A 15,579-nucleotide genomic window follows, 5' to 3' on the forward strand; every position below is an offset into this window, starting at 1 on the left:
AGCGGGAGGAAAGCCCTCCCGCTTAATGAAACGCGCTAAATTACTCTTTCCACCAACCTTCAAGCTGGTAAAGAAGACCAGTGGCAGGTGTAAGCTTTTCCACCGGCATCCTTATGTTGTTCTTGTAAACATAAAGGAAATTCTGAGCCATTGTAAAGACCACTGGCTGATACTCTGCAAAAATCATCTGGAACTCCGCAAACAAATCATATCTGTCCTGATCGTCAACTGCGGACGTCTGGAGTCTGTAGATCTCGTCTACTCTCTTCTCCCAGTCCGGAAGAACGTAAATGTCTTCCGTTATGTGGTCATCAGGATTGTAATCCGGAGGGTAGTTCCAGAAGTGCAAACCGCCATCGAGCCTGTAAACGTTCCAACCTGTTCCGGGGTCTACACTGCCGGTTAAACCGATTACTACAGCTTCATAGGTTGCATCAGTCAGTCTTGAAACAACGGTATTGAAGTCAATGGGTCTAAAATTGACCTTGATTCCGAGCTTCGCAGCACCATCTACTATGATGTTGCTAATCGCTTCTCTTACAACGTTTCCAGCGTTCGTAAGAAGTTCAAATTCAACTGGGTTTCCATTTGCGTCGACACAGGTGCCGTCTGCGAGCCAGTCGAAGCCGCCTCTCTTTAATTCAAGTCTAGCCCTTGTGATTGAATACTTGTAAGCGAACTTCTCGATTTCGGGATTGTAGAAGCCGCTGGACGGTGATACGGGTCCGTACAGTGGAGAACCGAGTCCGTTGTATAGGGATTCAATGATGGCATCTCTGTCCATTGCATATACAAAGGCCCTTCTGAATCCGTCGTTTCTGAACCATTCTCTCTTGACCGGATCTGTGGCGTTGAAATTAAAGGTCACGAATTGGGATCCAAGAGCAGGGCCACCAACACCCGTTATCCAACCCTTTTCTGCGGCCATTTCTGCTAGCCTTGGGAACTGCTCAGCAGTTGGTCCGTAAAGGTCAAGTTCGCCTGCTTCGAATCTAAGAAGAGAAGTGTTCTGGTCTGCAAGAAGCTCATAATTTAGCTTGTCGAAGTAGGGCAGCTTAACTCCGTTGCCATCGACTTTCCAGTAATATGGGTTTCTTTCGAAGACTATTCTTACACCTTCGATATAGTCTGTTATTACGAATGGTCCCATTCCAACAAGTTTGTCAAAGTCTGCAATTGTCCAGAATTCTGCGTAAGTCCCGTTGGCAACGACTTCCTCGAGAACGTGCTTTGGCATTATCGGGCGGAAGCCAATCTGCCTCAATGCGGTAACCATAGGGACAGTCCATGTGAAAGAAATCGTTGTGTCATCGACGATCTCAACCACTGGCAGCTGATCGTTCGAGTCTAGGTAAGAGCCGTTCCCGTTTGCCGTGTTCTCGGGAATGAAAGACACATCGACAAATGTCCAGTAGACGTCATCGATAGTAAAAGGCTCACCGTCAGACCACTGGAGACCTTCTCTGATCTGAACGAAGAATGTCAGTCCGTCTTCAGAGAACCACCATTTTTTGGCCAAGCCAGGAAGTGTAGGCATGCCGCCCTCATCGGATTCGATTAGAGTTGCCAGTATGAATCCAAGAGGATCGGTTGAACTGGTTTCCTGTGCCCAGTCATAGTTAAATGTCTTTGGATCTCCCAAGCCCCAATAATAGAAAGTGCCTCCGGGCTTGCCGTTCCATGTCTCTTCTACGTGGTACTCAGTAGCGGCAAAAAGAAATCCTGCTGCAATGAGAACCACTAGAAGCACTGAAAGTTTCTTCATTTACTTTCCCCTCCTTGTTCTTGAGATGTGGAATAAAGATGGCACGCAACAAAATGATTCTCATCCACCCTGACCATGGGTGGATACTCCTTAGTACAAATATCCATCCTGTATTTGCATCTTGGATTGAAGAAACAACCCGTAGGTCTGTTTATCGGACTCGGTACCTGTCCGCCGACAAGGTCTTTACGATTTCGTTTCTTCTTTGGATCTGGTATAGGAGCGGCGGCAAGAAGAGCCTTGGTATAGGGATGCAACGGATTCTTAAAGATCGACTCACTATTACCCTGCTCTACGATCCTTCCGAGATACATGACAGATACTTCTTGAGATATGAACCTCACTAAAGAAAGGTTGTGAGAAATGAAAACATAACCTGCGTTAAGCTGTTCCTGAAGTTTCTGGAACAGATTTACAATCTGTGCCTGAACGGATACGTCTAATGCGGAAGTCGGCTCATCGAGGACAATTAGATCGGGGTTGACGCTTATCGCCCTTGCTACGGCAATTCTTTGGCGTTGGCCACCACTGAACTGATGAGGATATCTATCGACGTGATATGGTTTCAGGCCCACCTGAACGAGCAATTCCTTTACCTTTTCGATGGCTTCATCAAGATCCTTTGCAAGTTCGTGAAAGAGAAGCGGTTCGGTGAGCATCTGTCCTACCGTCATTCTTGGATTCAAAGAGGACATTGGATCTTGAAAGACTATCTGCGCCTTTCTCCTAAGGAGTCTCTTCTTTTGATCTGCCTTTTCAAAGAGATAATCAATGGCCTTCGATGCATCTCTGTTCGCTCTATTATAAACATCGTACATCTTCTTCTCGTATGGTTCAAATTCTGAATTATCACCATTGTTGAATCTCGCAGTATCAAAGTATTTCGCCTTAAGGTATTGCTTTGCACGACGCTTCTTCATGAAATAAAAAGTTGTGTCTTCTTCGTCAATGAGCATTTCCCCGTCGGTTACTTCAAGCAGGCGGACTATCGATTTCCCTATTGTCGTCTTGCCACAGCCGGATTCTCCAACGATACCAATGGTCTTGCCACGATCGACGGAAAACGATACATCATCAACTGCCTTTACGAAACCAACCACTCTTTCAACCAGGAAACCTTGCTTTATTGGAAAGTACTTCTTCAGATTTCTAACTTCAAGAAGCTTCATTCTTCAGCCTCCTTGACCAGCAACACTCTATTGGTGATTGGGTTCCAGCACCTGACAAAATGATTATCCTTAAGTTGTTCAAGCTTTGGTAATTCCTTATAGCACCGATCAGTTGCCCTTGAACACCTTGGAAGGAAGGGACAAAGGTTTGGAGGATTAAGCATTACTGGCGGCTGGCCAGGAATCGGAAGAAGCTGATCTTGCTTTATATCAAGTCTAGGTATGCATTCAAGAAGAGCAAAAGTGTAGGGGTTCATTGGATTTTCAAAAATCTCCATTGAATCTGCCATTTCCATTTGATAGCTTCCATACATGACACTGATCTTAGTAGCTATTTCGGCGATCACCGCCAAATCGTGCGTGATAAAAATCATGCTACTATTGAACTGCTCTTGAAGGTCCTTCATCAGTTCAAGAATCTGAGCCTGGACCGTAACATCCAGAGCAGTTGAAGGTTCGTCGGCTACCAGAATCTCTGGATCGCACGAAAGCGCTATTGCTATTACTACTCTTTGACGCTGGCCTCCGGACAACTGAAAGGGGTAGTCATTAATCCTCTCCGAAGGTTTGGGAATTCCTACTTGCTCAAGCAATCTTATTGAGCGTTCCCTTGCTTCCTCTTCGGTAACCTTTTTGTGATGGACAATAGTTTCTATCATCTGGTTCCCAATTGTGTACATCGGGTCAAGAGAAGTCATGGGGTCTTGAAAAATCATTCCGATGTGTTTTCCCCTTACCTTGGAAAAGCTTTCTTTAGGGAGCTTGACCAGATCAATATACTCCTTTTCTCCATTCTTGCTGAACTCATCCGTGAAAAATAGAATTTCACCCCCGGCTATAAAACCGGGACTGTCAGTCATCCCAGCAATGGACTTGACTGTAACACTTTTCCCCGAGCCAGTCTCCCCAACTATTCCCAAGACATCGTCCCTATGAAGATCGAAAGACACATCTTGAACGGCCTTAACAACTCCCTCGGCCATGTTGAAGTGAGTAGACAGATTCTTTACCGAAAGGATTGGCCTTTCCTGCAACCAAATCACCTCATATTCATTTTTCGCGTTATCACCCACGGAGTTAATGAATGCTACTGTATAATTATTACATATATTTGCACATAATATCAAGTGGCCGGGGGCGGTGTATGTTAGAAGCAGTAAGGGAAATATGGTTTGTAGAAGGTACTACCTACATCAAAATATGTTACGGAAATGTTTTTGTTGATGGTGAAGCGGGACAACTTGGAGACCGTGGAGAGGTAGATTCTTTCAAAATAAAATCTGTGAAGAAAATTGAAGACGAGGTTGTCTTAGAAATCGATGGAAAGATTGAAAAGAATAAGGGCGAAATGGTTGATATTAGGATCGATGAGGAAAGAAGATTAGATATCTCACAGCAACACACAGCTCAACATCTTCTTTCTGCTGTCTTTCTAAGCGAAATGGATGCCGAAACTGTAGGATTTCAGATGGGCGAGGAGTACACGACTATCGATCTCTCACTTGGAATTCTTAAGGATGATATGATCGATTATGTAGAGAGGCTTTGCAACAATTTTATCGGTGAGGATCGTGCGGTAAGGAAATTTGTTGTCGAGAGCTCTGAAATCCAAAAATATCGTCTTAGAAAAGAGATCAAGAGAGAGATCACTGAAAGCGAAAGAGAGATAAGGCTTGTCGAAATAGACGGGATAGACCTAAGTGCCTGCTCGGGTCTTCATGTGGATCGTACTGGTCAGATTGGTTTATTGAAGATTTTGAAACACGAGAAAGTGAAAGGGTCGCTCACCAGAGTCTATTTTGTTGCAGGGAAAAGGGCTCTGAATGATTATTTCACTAAACATAAATTGATCACAAATTCCTCCCTCTTACTAACGTGCAGTTATTTGGATTTGCCGGATAGAATTGCGTCTCTAATTAATGAAATCAAACAAGGTAATTCGACAATCAGAAGCTTTTCTGAAAGACTAGCGGGTTATGTTGCGGAAGGGATAAACGGATCAAAGTCTAGAGTTATCTTTCTTGAGGATGAAGAGAGTATACTCGCTTCGATTCCAAGATTTGTCACACTTGAGGAGTATCTTATCATTGGAAAGTCTGATGATAGAATTCTTCTTTTTTGTAAAGGATACGATTGCCGAGAGGTTCTCACCAGGATAAAAAAGGAGTTCGACGTCAAAGGTGGATCCGGCAAAGAGAGAGGCCAATTTGTTTTCGACGGTGAGTTCGCCTCAATAAAGGAGCTGATTGAGAATAGCTATTGATTATCTAGAAGAAGTTGGTGAGCGATTTGAAGACAAGAGTACCCCCAAACAGCATTGAATCGGAAGAGGCGGTAATTGGAAGTATCTTGATAGATCCAGATGTTGTTCCAGATGTCATGGAACTCCTCACAGGCAGGGATTTTTACTCACGAAAGAATCAGCTTATTTTTTCCACGATGGAGAAGCTTTTCGATGAAGGAAGCCCTGTAGACATAGTTTCGGTGACGGAAAGACTGAGGACCGGCGGAGTTCTTGAGGAAGTTGGGGGTGAAGTCGAGCTGGCAAAGCTAGCCGATGTCGTTCCAACCTCTGCGAATTTCTTTTATTATGGTAAGACAGTAAAGGAGAAGTCATTACTTCGATCGCTCATAGCAGCGGCAAGTTCGATTGTCGAAAACGCATACGAAGGAGAAGACACGGACGAGATCCTCGACAACGCTGAGAAAGCTATTTTTCAAATCACCGAAGCCCAGATATCCAAAACCTATCAGCACATTGGAAAGATAATGCATGAACTGTTTCACAGTCTGGAAAGGTTGAAAGAAAACGCCCTTACAGGAAGAATTACCGGAATAGCATCTGGGTACAGAAGACTCGACCAAGTCACTACAGGATTTCGACCATCCGATCTCGTCATTGTTGCATCTCGACCTTCTATGGGTAAGACTGCCTTTGCTTTGAGCCTGGCAAGCAATATGGCGCTGAAGTTTCAGCTACCAGTAGCTGTTTTTTGCCTTGAAATGTCCAAAGAACAGCTTGCACAGCGGCTGTTGTGTAATGTGACGAATTTCGAGCTGTCTCGGCTTCGCGCCGGAGATATCGGAAGCGAGGAGTGGAAAAGGCTAACAAATGGAGCCAGTACTCTCCAGACCGCGCCAATAATCATCGACGATGAGCCATCTCTTGATCCTAGAACCTTGAGAGCCAAGGCAAGACGGATAAAGATGGAACACAATATTCAGGTTCTATTTGTCGATTACCTTCAACTAATGCATACTAAAAGCAGATCGGACAACAGGCAGCAGGAAATCTCGGAGATTTCGAGATCTATGAAGCTCCTCGCAAGGGAATTGAACATCACTGTTGTTGCTCTTTCGCAGCTTTCAAGGGCAGTGGAGCAAAGAGAAGATAAAATGCCACGTCTAAGTGATCTTCGCGAATCGGGAGCCATAGAACAGGATGCCGATACCGTTATGTTTCTTTACAGAGAGGACTACTACAAAGACAAGAGTGAGGTCAGTGATTCACCACAATTAACAAAAGTCATCATCGGGAAACAGAGAAATGGTCCAGTCGGTACTGTAGAACTAATGTTCCATCCAAAGACCGCAACTTTCTATGATAAAGCCTTTGAGGCTGAAAAATGATTGAAGCCCGAAACCTTACGAGAAAGTTTGGAACTCTCGTAGCTGTAGATAGATTGAATCTCAACATTGCTTCCGGTGAAATATATGGCTTTCTTGGGCCAAATGGAGCGGGAAAGACAACTACCATAAAGATGCTCACAGGAATAATCTCTCCCAGTCTGGGAGAGATATTTATCGACGGTCTTGACATGCAAAAGGACCTGATGGAGATCAAGAGGTTGATTTCAGTTGTCCCTGATGAACCAAAGATGTACGAGAATCTAAAGGGGCTGGAATTCGTCAAATTCATTATTGACGTCTATCGTCTCCCAGTGAAGGAAACGCTTAAAAAGCTCAATAATCTAGCTGAAGCCTTCAAGATCGATTATCTTGGGAAATACATAGGTGATTATTCGCATGGAATGAAACAGAAGCTGATGGTTGCAATTGCTCTGATGAGAGAACCATCAGTGGTCTTTCTTGACGAACCTACAGTTGGTCTAGACGCCTCGAGCGCGGGAAAGCTGAGAATCTTGCTCAGAAATATGGCCGATAATGGAACAACTGTGTTTATGACTACTCACGTTCTTGAAGTGGCCGAAAAGATGTGTGATCGAATCGGGATAATCGATAGCGGAAGGCTGATCGCTGAAGGTACTCTTTCAGATTTGAAAGAGAGTTTTGGAAGAGCTGAATCAAGTCTAGAGGAACTCTTCCTTGATATAACAGGCGACGGAGAAACCAAACTATCTATTGAAGGTTTCGAAGGGGAAGCTTGAAGATGCGACTTCTTCTTGTTCAGGAGTCTCTAATAGGAATGCTGGCTGTGTCGATGTTTTTTTGGAGCGCCTCTCTCTCAAGTGCTGTTTTGCTAATTGCGATTGTACTTGGATTGCTTGTTTACAGACCGGAGCTGGAGAATAAAATCGTTTCGAAGGACAGTTTACTGGAAATGGTCAGGGGAGTACTGAAGAGACCATTAACAATGGTTCTAATAGTTACGATAATAGTATTGCGTAATCCAGGTGCTTACTCGATTCTTGCGATCATTTCTTCCATTTGTTTAGTTACTTCTCTTGCATCGGTCTCCTTTCTTATCTTCAAAGAACTCAGAAGGATAAGAGAGAATGTCCTGGCCATTTTCATTACCGTCGCTTCAATTATCTCGGGATGGCTATTTTCCGATTTTCTCTCCGCTCCATTCTTCAGCGGTAAGTTCCTTCCATCCTTTTGGATCTTCAAAATATCGGAAGGCGATCTCGTCGGCTTCCTAATGGTATCAGTATTGTCGATATGGCTTTTTAGAATGAGGCATAGATTAGACAAGAATACGTAGATTACGATCCCAAACAAAGCCTTAACTATAAAAAACTCAATGCGTAGTACAATCTAAGCGAAATCATTGAAGGGAGTTGAAAACAAATGCAAGTATCACTTGATCAGTTTTTGGGAGCAATCATGTCGAGAGTAGATAATCTGGAGGCAACTATAGACGATTTAAGACTGAGAACAAATATCGCCATGCGTTTGGTTAAGTCGGTTGTTCCGGAACTTACTAGAGACGATGTTGAAAAGGCAGTTAGTGAGGAGCTTGAAATCACAAAGAACGCCGGTATGATGGAAGAAAGCGATGAGATTGAGAAGATTTCTTCAAGATTGACAGACAGCATCTTTGAATGGCTCCAGGGTGATGTAGCTGAACTGAGAGAAAAAATGGATGCATACAGAAAAAAACTACAAGAAGCTATGGAAGCCGAAAAGAACAGAGTAATCGATGTCGCTCCTGCGGGTTTTGTGAATCAGCTTGGCCAGGAAAAGGGTCAGAAAAAGGGGAAGCTCCTGTTTTAGAAGATGAACTGAGGCGCATAGCGCCTCAGTTTCCTATATATCCCTCAATAAGCTTCAAAGTGTTTTCAAGTGCTTTGTAATGTGTCCTTTCATATCCGTGAGACGCTTCTACTCCTGGTCCAATAAGACCGAACCTAACATCGTATCCCGCTCTCAAAGAAGCTTCTACGTCTGAACCGTAGAATGGGTAAATATCAACAGAATAGTCGGCACCAACTCTTTTTGCCGTTTCAATAAGGCTTCTGACAACTGTGCTATCATAAGGGCCTCCCGAATCTTTAGCGCATATTGAAACGACATACTCGTCAGTTCCAAGAGTATCGCCAACCGCACCCATATCGACTGAGATGATTTCTTCGCTGTCATCCGGCATAGCGGCCGATGCGCCGTGACCCACTTCTTCGTAATTTGAGAAGAATAAGTAAGTCTTCCTGGAACAGGTTACCTTGCCTTCAGAAACTCTTCTTGCAAAATCAAGCAGAACGGCAACACTGGCTTTATCGTCGAGGTGTCTTGATTTCACGAAGCCATTCTTTGTCACATTTGCTCTAGGATCGAAAGAGACAAAATCACCTGCCTCGATTCCCAGCTTCTGTAGATCTTCGGCGTTCTTGAGTTCTTCGTCGACACGTATCTCCATGTTTGCGATTTTTCTTTCAAGAGATCTGGCATTTTCGAAAACGTGAACTGAAGGTGAAATTGATTGAATAGTCCCGCTGAAAGTCTTTCCCGTCTTTGAGTGTATGATGCAGTTTTCATTTTCTATGCTGTTCATTGTGAAACCACCGACGTTCGTTATTTCCAGGCGGCCGTTAGGCTTCAAAGACTTCACCATCGCTCCAAGCGTATCGACATGAGCGGCAAGTACTATTGGGTTTCCCCTTCCACCTATTTCAACTACAAGAGCTCCCTTTCTGGTTCTTCGAGGACTGAATCCAAGCCTTTTTAACTCGGAGTCGAGATAAACGATGATTGAATCTGTAAATCCCGATGGACTGGGAATATTGACGAGATCGACAAGCTCTTTCACTATATACAGTTCACTGTAGTTCACAAAGACTCCCTCCGATTTTATCTGAGCATTCCTCTAACTATCATATCGGTTGCCTCTTCTTCAGTTAGTCCCTTGGACATAAGGGTCTCCATCTGTTTGACATTTACTCTCCCTATCGAGGCTTCGTGGGTAAGCTCGGCCTTTTCATTTCTCACGTATAATTCGGGAACTGTTCCAACCTCAACAGAGTCGCCTTTAATTATCTCATTGCACTCTATGTGTCCCTTTGAATAAGCTGCATTTCCATAAGCTTTATTGATGATCTTCGCTTTACTCCTGTCTGTTGCAAAAACCGTGGTCTTTGCTATTCCCGAAGAGCCTTCGCCATTGAGATACAGCTGCTCGTCTATTTCGAGATAATCGTCTTCTCTCTCGTAAACCTTTGATTCTATGTGAGCCGACGCGTTTTTTTCAAGATCAACATTCATCTTTACGAAGAGCTTGCCTACCCTGGTCTTAGTTAGATAAAAGAAATTCTGGAAACTCCCGCCTTCTCTAACTACTGTATTGTAGGTTGCCTTCACGGTCACTCCACCATCTTTGCTGTGCATGTGAGTGTCTTCATAAAGCATTTCGGAGTACTTCCCCACATCGGTATCTGCGACCATGGAATGAGTGAAGTTTACACCGCTGGGGAAAACACAGTGCGATATGAATTTTGCCTTTGTGTGGTCTCCAAGATGGTTGTGAATCAGGATCTCTTGGGTACCTTCCGGTTTGAGATAACCAGTACAGAGATGAATGGGGTTATCAATAACCGTTCCATCATCGATTTCAAGCCAGATTTCCACTCCATTGTTTAGTTCCTTTGCTTTAACGTGGACTCCGTCAACCGTGTTTCTGCCAATGACCTTATTACCGCTGACAATTATCGATACAATGTCCTTTCTCAAGAAATCGGAAACATTGCCACCAGATCTCTCGTACTCTTTGGCAATGGCGGTGAATTCTCTTTCGAAGTTTGAGTTAATCATCTACCCGCCCGCCTTCTGTTATAGGTTCATTTATGTGTTGACAGTTATCGCAAAGTTTTCTGTAGAAATTAACTATCTCTTCAGGCTCGCCGGAAGCCAGAATTCTCCCTCCACAAAGAAGGTAGGCTTCGTCAGCCATCCTTGCGATTTCTTCCCTGTGAGTAATGATTATTACTATTGAACCTTTGTCACGTAGCCTTTCCAGCACTCTTTCTATCATTTCCATTGACATTATGTCTATACCCGAATCAGGTTCATCAAGAATTGTTACCTTTGGATTTACAAGAATTATTGAGGCAAGCTCCACTCTCTTTCTCTCTCCGCCGCTAAGGGATTCATCGACGAATCTGTCCAGATATTCCTTATTTAGTCCTACAACTGACAGGGTCTCATTGAGTTCTTCCTTTGAAAGCTTGAGTTTTCCACCCAAAGTCAGATACTCCTTTACTGTTAATCCTTGAAATCTAACCGGTTCCTGCCAGCCAAGAGTAATACCCTTCCTTGCTCTCTCAGATACAGAAAGAAGGTCTATCTCTTCTCCATCAAAGACAACATTTCCTTCGTAGTCTCTGTGAGATTCAAGACCCATTAGAACATATGATAATGTTGATTTTCCAACGCCGTTATTGCCGAGTATCGCGTAGACACGCCCCGATTCAAAGGTGGCAGTAAGGGTGTTTAGAATCTCTCGCTCATCTCGAACCAACTTTATTCCTTTAACTTCTAGCATCCACATACCTCCATTGCGATCATCACTATCATAAGTCCGATTAATAAAGTCCGCAATGCCTCGAATATTACCTGTGTAACACCCGTGTGACTTTTGGTCCTTACCAGGTTGAGTAGAGTCCTTTGAATCTCTCCATTTCATTCAAAACTGTTTCTGCCTTCTTCAGGTTTTCTCCGGCAAACCTTTCTTCTTCAATATTCCTTGAAATCTCCGAGGACTTATCCAGACACCATTCATACACCCCATCGTACAGGTTATGGAACCACTCTCTGGGAACGTACTCTTTTAGTGGAGTTAGCTCACCGATCGCTCCAAGAGGAACAACCTGGTCAGTAGTTCTCATCACGTCCCAGGCGAAAACTTCCTTTTCTGCCAGCTCCAGTATCTTGTCAAGAGCATTTAGTCCGTAAGCTAGAAGAAGATTTCTTGCGTACTCTCCATATATGCTGTCATTCCCTTTTAACCATCCTCCAGGATTATAGGCTATCGCTACGTCATAAAGCAGATTCAGATTGTCTTTCTCTGAAACAGGGATCTCTTGTATCTTATGCACAAGATTATTCAAACCAACGGTATCAGTTACGTAAGGTTCAAGCTTCTCGAGCTCAAGGGAAACTCTCTCTGATGAGACAATTACTCGAAAGAGCAGACTTGCTGCATTTCTTACAACCTGCAGGTCGGGTGATGTCTTTATAGATCGCAAAAGCGCATCAATAGCATCAAGAGTTACTTGATAATCGATCAATAGTTCTGTGCTGACTTCTTTCAAAAGGTTGGAAACATCTGTCGCAGCAAGATCCGGCTTTAGCAGACTTTGCAGTTCTTTGAGATAAGCGTGATCGATTTCCAGTCCAGGCAGCATTCCGCAAGGTAATGCGTCGTAGGTAAGCCAGGAAGAGAAGATGTCTTTTCTCGAAAATATCTCTCCGAAGGCATTGCCAATATTGTTGCCTGACATGTTGAGCTTAAGTCGAAAGTCTTCCTTTCTCTGAGGTGTCAAGTACACGTACCCCAGGTATGCTTCTGCAAGATACTGACTACCGGAAATCTCTCTTGCAGTTGATAGATTTCTCAAGGCCGAGTAAAAACTTTCTGTTGAATCCCTCCTCGCATTAAGAAGAGCCGAAGAAGCAGATCTCAGTTTAGAATTCAGCCCCGACAGGGCAGATTCATATGCTTCTTCACGGTCCTCGGATGCTATTGATTCGAGCAGTTCGGTCGGTGCGCTTGGATACATCTCCTGAAGAGTTTTTAGCCTTTCAGAGATATACTGTCCTTCTTGAAGATTCGCATACTTATCTTCAAGGTTCTCCAGAGCCTTGATCTCTTTTTTGATGCTTTCTATGGAGCTTATCAGCTGTGGCACTTGAGGATTTATGGCCTCAATCCTTCTATAATCTATGTAGCCCTTGGTGAAAAAACCTTCTGAAAAGAAAGTGCGGCTCATCAATACAGTGGTGGTCAAAGCAAAGATCACCAAAATGAGCGGGGCAAGTTTTCCAACATCCAAAGTAATTCTTCTTTCTTCATTAAAATCGGGGCTCATGAGGAAACCAAAGAGAAAGACTGCAAATAAAGCATTGGGCATCAGATGACCAGGGAAAGATAGTGTTGAATGCGCGAAAATTACAAGGAGACCGGCCGTGAGAAAAATGTACTGGACAATCTTATCGATTGAGGAAGTTCGCCTTACAACCCTGATTGTGTACAGAAACATTGAGAGAATAAACCAGGCAACAATAGCCATTCCTACTATTCCCGTTTCACCCAGTTGCTGAAGGTATTCATTATGAGTTCGGATACTGTTCAGGCCAGCAACATACATGTAATCAGGCTCTTCCTGAAGAACCCTTCCCATGTTCTCTGTAGAAAGATACTTGTAAGAACCAAAACCAGTACCGAAGATAGTCGAGCTTTTCCACTGTTTAATTGCTGCCTTCCACTGAAGAACTCTTACGTCCACCGAGATGTTGTCTTCAGTTGTATAGGTTAGTCTCTCAGAGAAACTGAACCGCCCACCCGTCAGAAAATTGTCTCCAGAATATACAATCATTATAATTATGGCCGCGAATATTAGCAAGATTAGGAACAATTTATTGAAGACTGTGGCAAAGGGCCTCAACCTAAACTTCAGAAGTGAGATTATTAAGAAAACCGCTAGAAAGATAAATGATCCTATTACCGAGTAATATACGGCTCTAGTTTGACCAATCAAGATCACTATCAGGAAAATGGAGAAAACACCCAGGTAAAAAATGTGTCTGAGCTTTTCACGCTTCCACAGAACCCTACTTGAGATAGTAAGAAAGGCAGTGGGGAATAGCAACATTGCCATGAGGTCCGTTGTGAAATTCACATTGCCGATGACTGAAGATAGGTTTCCTCTTGTAAATGGGTTGTTCTCCGTTCCCCACAGCAAACCGTGGCCAGTATAAAAGGAGAAAAGTGCATCGACTGCTATGACAAGCCCCGCAAGAACGAAAACTTGAAGGATAAACATCAGTCTATCGGGTTTTTCTCCAGATATCAGTAACGAGAAGAGGAGGAACAACAGCAAATTCATCGCAAAACCGAGAGATGTCAGAAAGACATTGGGTAGAGTATCCAGCAGCTGGAAAGTCGTCAAACATGCGTAAATGCCAAACAACAAAGCAAGAACCTGAGGAAATGAAATACTCAGCTTGTAGGATCCCCTAACCGCCCTTAGAGAAACAAAGACGATGAAAACAGATATGGCGACCGATGCGAAATAGAACTTTGGTAGGCCCATGTCCCACGTAAAACCTTTAATAGCGAACAGCGAAGATCCAAGAACAAAGATGGTATAAAAGAAGTATCTTCCCTTACACATAGTGCCTCCCACCGTACCCCTAATGAATGCCTGGATTTACTATTAACAATGGCAAAAGAAGCATTACCCAACTACCGTAACTATTACCTCCCGGTTTCTAGGTCCGTCAAATTCACAGAAATAGACGCACTGCCAGATTCCTAGCATCAATGAATTATCTCTGAAGGGAACAGTAACTGAAGAACCCACCAGAGACGCCTTTATATGCGCATCGGAATTCCCTTCCATGTGCTTGAATTCTCTGTTCTCGGGTATGCTCTCTTCCATCCAAAAGAGAATGTCACGCACGACATCTGGATCGGAGTTTTCATTGATCGTTACTGCAGCAGTCGTATGCGGTACGAATACATTCACAAGCCCGTAAGAAGCCTTGGATTCCTTTACAGACTGGATAACAAGCTTCGTAATGTCTATGAACTGACTTTTGCGTTCCGTTTTTACGCTGTATCGCATGGTGCATCAGTGAAAGACAACGTTTGTGATTATTACCACATATCCGTTGTGTTCCTCAAGCTGAACCTTAACGTTTTCTTCTTTGACTTTGTACTTGTCGGCGACATAGGTTTTTATCTGGTGTACCATATCTTTTCCGCTATTCTGGAGAATATCCTGCGGAATAACCTCCCTTACAGGAACAGAGTATCTCCTTCCTCCGGTAATTGAATCAAGTCTATCCTTTGCTTCCTTTCTACTTCCCTCAGTTTTTTTCTTCTTCCTGAAAAGTCCAAAGAACATACGCTTCAACTCCCTCTTAGTTTCTTCTGAAGATGCGCTTCAGGAATTCAAGGAATCCTTTTGATCCGTGCTCAAGAATGTCATGCTCAACAGGAATTGGTTCTCCCTGCATCCTCAAAGCAATGTTCTCGAAGACCTTTCCGATTCCTTCACCGTTTCCGTTTAGAATAACCGGTACACCCTTGTTTGTCGCAATGATAACTTCGTCACTGTCCGGTATGATTCCTATTAGATCAATAGCGAGATTACCCTGGATATCCTCTCTGGTGAGCATATCACCACGTTTGACCATCTGGATTTTGAAGCGGTTTATCAGGAGCCTTATATTTGTCTCCTGCATTCCCGAGTTTTCGAGAAGCCCAATAACTCTGTCGGCATCTGTGATAGCCGGCAGTTCTGGAGTAGTCACTATCAGCGCCTTTTCAGCTGCAGCAATTGCATTTCTAAACCCTCTCTCTATTCCTGCAGGTGAGTCGACGATGATATAGTCAAACTTGGGATACAGTTCTGCAACCATCTTTTTCATATCCTCGGGTGACAGCATTTCCTTTGTTGCTATCTGCGAGGCCGCAAGTAGATAGAGCCCTTTAATCTGCTTGTGCCTAACAAGCGCCTCTGAAGCCGTTACCTTGCCATTGGCGACATCTAGAATCGTATGCACAACTCTATTCTCGAGGCCAAGTGTAATATCTAGGTTTTTGAGACCAATGTCTGCATCGATAAGACAGACCTTAGCCCCTTTATTTGCAAGAGCACAACCTATGTTGGCTGTAATTGTAGTCTTGCCGACCCCCCCTTTTCCGGAAGTCACAACGTATACTTTGGCCATATCTATCTACCTCCA

General features: G+C 43.7%; 15 protein-coding genes. 5 read left to right on the top strand and 10 right to left on the bottom strand.

Annotated elements, in window-relative coordinates; translation table 11 throughout:
* Positions 1–40: 40 nt before the first annotated feature.
* From Y696_RS01890 to Y696_RS01900, 3 genes are read right to left on the bottom strand one after another with little or no spacing between them, the layout of a single operon-like run.
* On the bottom strand, positions 41–1,765 hold the full coding sequence (locus Y696_RS01890) for an ABC transporter substrate-binding protein (RefSeq protein ID WP_006491889.1): 1,725 nt from the start codon (positions 1,763–1,765) through the stop codon (positions 41–43).
* A complete protein-coding gene (locus tag Y696_RS01895; protein ID WP_006491891.1) occupies positions 1,762–2,934 on the bottom strand; it encodes an ABC transporter ATP-binding protein in 1,173 nt (390 codons plus the stop codon). Before Y696_RS01895 ends, Y696_RS01890 begins: the two co-directional genes overlap by 4 nt.
* Entirely contained in the window at positions 2,931–3,968 is a 1,038-nt protein-coding gene (locus Y696_RS01900; protein WP_006491893.1) for an ABC transporter ATP-binding protein, read from the bottom strand. Before Y696_RS01900 ends, Y696_RS01895 begins: the two co-directional genes overlap by 4 nt.
* 110 nt (positions 3,969–4,078) lie before the next feature.
* Between Y696_RS01900 and Y696_RS01905 the strand changes: the two genes are divergently transcribed.
* From Y696_RS01905 to Y696_RS01925, 5 genes are all read left to right on the top strand, one after another.
* Positions 4,079–5,197 (top strand): alanyl-tRNA editing protein, encoded by a 1,119-nt coding sequence (locus tag Y696_RS01905; RefSeq protein ID WP_006491894.1) that lies wholly within the window; start codon positions 4,079–4,081, stop codon positions 5,195–5,197.
* 17 nt (positions 5,198–5,214) lie between these two features.
* A complete protein-coding gene (gene dnaB / locus Y696_RS01910; protein WP_121509684.1) occupies positions 5,215–6,564 on the top strand; it encodes a replicative DNA helicase in 1,350 nt (449 codons plus the stop codon).
* On the top strand, positions 6,561–7,322 hold the full coding sequence (locus Y696_RS01915; protein WP_006491897.1) for an ABC transporter ATP-binding protein: 762 nt from the start codon (positions 6,561–6,563) through the stop codon (positions 7,320–7,322). Before dnaB ends, Y696_RS01915 begins: the two co-directional genes overlap by 4 nt.
* 2 nt (positions 7,323–7,324) lie before the next feature.
* A complete protein-coding gene (locus tag Y696_RS01920) occupies positions 7,325–7,879 on the top strand; it encodes a hypothetical protein (RefSeq protein ID WP_039882944.1) in 555 nt (184 codons plus the stop codon).
* A gap of 86 nt (positions 7,880–7,965) precedes the next feature.
* Positions 7,966–8,391 carry a hypothetical protein gene (locus tag Y696_RS01925; protein ID WP_006491901.1) on the top strand — a complete coding sequence of 142 codons (426 nt, stop codon included), beginning with the start codon at positions 7,966–7,968 and terminating at the stop codon, positions 8,389–8,391.
* Positions 8,392–8,416: 25 nt separating this feature from the next.
* On the opposite strand, the gene Y696_RS01930 is transcribed toward Y696_RS01925, so the two are convergent.
* The 7 genes from Y696_RS01930 to minD all read right to left on the bottom strand — a co-directional run bounded on the left by Y696_RS01930 (position 8,417) and on the right by minD (position 15,564).
* Entirely contained in the window at positions 8,417–9,445 is a 1,029-nt protein-coding gene (locus tag Y696_RS01930; protein ID WP_006491902.1) for a M42 family metallopeptidase, read from the bottom strand.
* A 17-nt stretch (positions 9,446–9,462) separates the two neighbouring features.
* Complete coding sequence (locus tag Y696_RS01935) at positions 9,463–10,419, bottom strand: SufD family Fe-S cluster assembly protein (protein ID WP_006491904.1); 957 nt, start codon at positions 10,417–10,419, stop codon at positions 9,463–9,465.
* A complete protein-coding gene (locus Y696_RS01940) occupies positions 10,412–11,149 on the bottom strand; it encodes an ATP-binding cassette domain-containing protein (RefSeq protein ID WP_006491906.1) in 738 nt (245 codons plus the stop codon). Before Y696_RS01940 ends, Y696_RS01935 begins: the two co-directional genes overlap by 8 nt.
* Before the next feature lie 100 nt (positions 11,150–11,249).
* Positions 11,250–14,000: an O-antigen ligase family protein gene (locus Y696_RS01945; protein WP_121509685.1), complete on the bottom strand. Its 2,751-nt coding sequence runs from the start codon at positions 13,998–14,000 to the stop codon at positions 11,250–11,252.
* 63 nt (positions 14,001–14,063) lie between these two features.
* Complete coding sequence (locus Y696_RS01950; protein ID WP_006491909.1) at positions 14,064–14,453, bottom strand: secondary thiamine-phosphate synthase enzyme YjbQ; 390 nt, start codon at positions 14,451–14,453, stop codon at positions 14,064–14,066.
* 6 nt (positions 14,454–14,459) lie between these two features.
* The gene (locus Y696_RS01955; RefSeq protein WP_006491911.1) at positions 14,460–14,735 is read right to left on the bottom strand and encodes a cell division topological specificity factor MinE; all 276 of its coding nucleotides are present in this window, start codon (positions 14,733–14,735) and stop codon (positions 14,460–14,462) included.
* A gap of 16 nt (positions 14,736–14,751) precedes the next feature.
* Positions 14,752–15,564 (bottom strand): septum site-determining protein MinD, encoded by an 813-nt coding sequence (gene minD / locus Y696_RS01960; RefSeq protein ID WP_006491912.1) that lies wholly within the window; start codon positions 15,562–15,564, stop codon positions 14,752–14,754.
* Positions 15,565–15,579: the final 15 nt, after the last annotated feature.

Source organism: Mesotoga sp. H07pep.5.4, from assembly GCF_003664935.1.
Classification (GTDB): domain Bacteria; phylum Thermotogota; class Thermotogae; order Petrotogales; family Kosmotogaceae; genus Mesotoga; species Mesotoga prima.

Coding starts and splice junctions, on each gene's coding strand:
- Y696_RS01890 (WP_006491889.1), bottom strand. CDS start 1,765: ATGAAGAAACTTTCAGTGCTTCTAGTGGTTCTCATTGCAGCAGGATTT.
- Y696_RS01895 (WP_006491891.1), bottom strand. CDS start 2,934: ATGAAGCTTCTTGAAGTTAGAAATCTGAAGAAGTACTTTCCAATAAAG.
- Y696_RS01905 (WP_006491894.1), top strand. CDS start 4,079: ATGTTAGAAGCAGTAAGGGAAATATGGTTTGTAGAAGGTACTACCTAC.
- Y696_RS01915 (WP_006491897.1), top strand. CDS start 6,561: ATGATTGAAGCCCGAAACCTTACGAGAAAGTTTGGAACTCTCGTAGCT.
- Y696_RS01920 (WP_039882944.1), top strand. CDS start 7,325: ATGCGACTTCTTCTTGTTCAGGAGTCTCTAATAGGAATGCTGGCTGTG.
- Y696_RS01925 (WP_006491901.1), top strand. CDS start 7,966: ATGCAAGTATCACTTGATCAGTTTTTGGGAGCAATCATGTCGAGAGTA.
- Y696_RS01935 (WP_006491904.1), bottom strand. CDS start 10,419: ATGATTAACTCAAACTTCGAAAGAGAATTCACCGCCATTGCCAAAGAG.
- Y696_RS01940 (WP_006491906.1), bottom strand. CDS start 11,149: ATGCTAGAAGTTAAAGGAATAAAGTTGGTTCGAGATGAGCGAGAGATT.
- Y696_RS01945 (WP_121509685.1), bottom strand. CDS start 14,000: ATGTGTAAGGGAAGATACTTCTTTTATACCATCTTTGTTCTTGGATCT.
- Y696_RS01950 (WP_006491909.1), bottom strand. CDS start 14,453: ATGCGATACAGCGTAAAAACGGAACGCAAAAGTCAGTTCATAGACATT.
- Y696_RS01955 (WP_006491911.1), bottom strand. CDS start 14,735: ATGTTCTTTGGACTTTTCAGGAAGAAGAAAAAAACTGAGGGAAGTAGA.
- minD (WP_006491912.1), bottom strand. CDS start 15,564: ATGGCCAAAGTATACGTTGTGACTTCCGGAAAAGGGGGGGTCGGCAAG.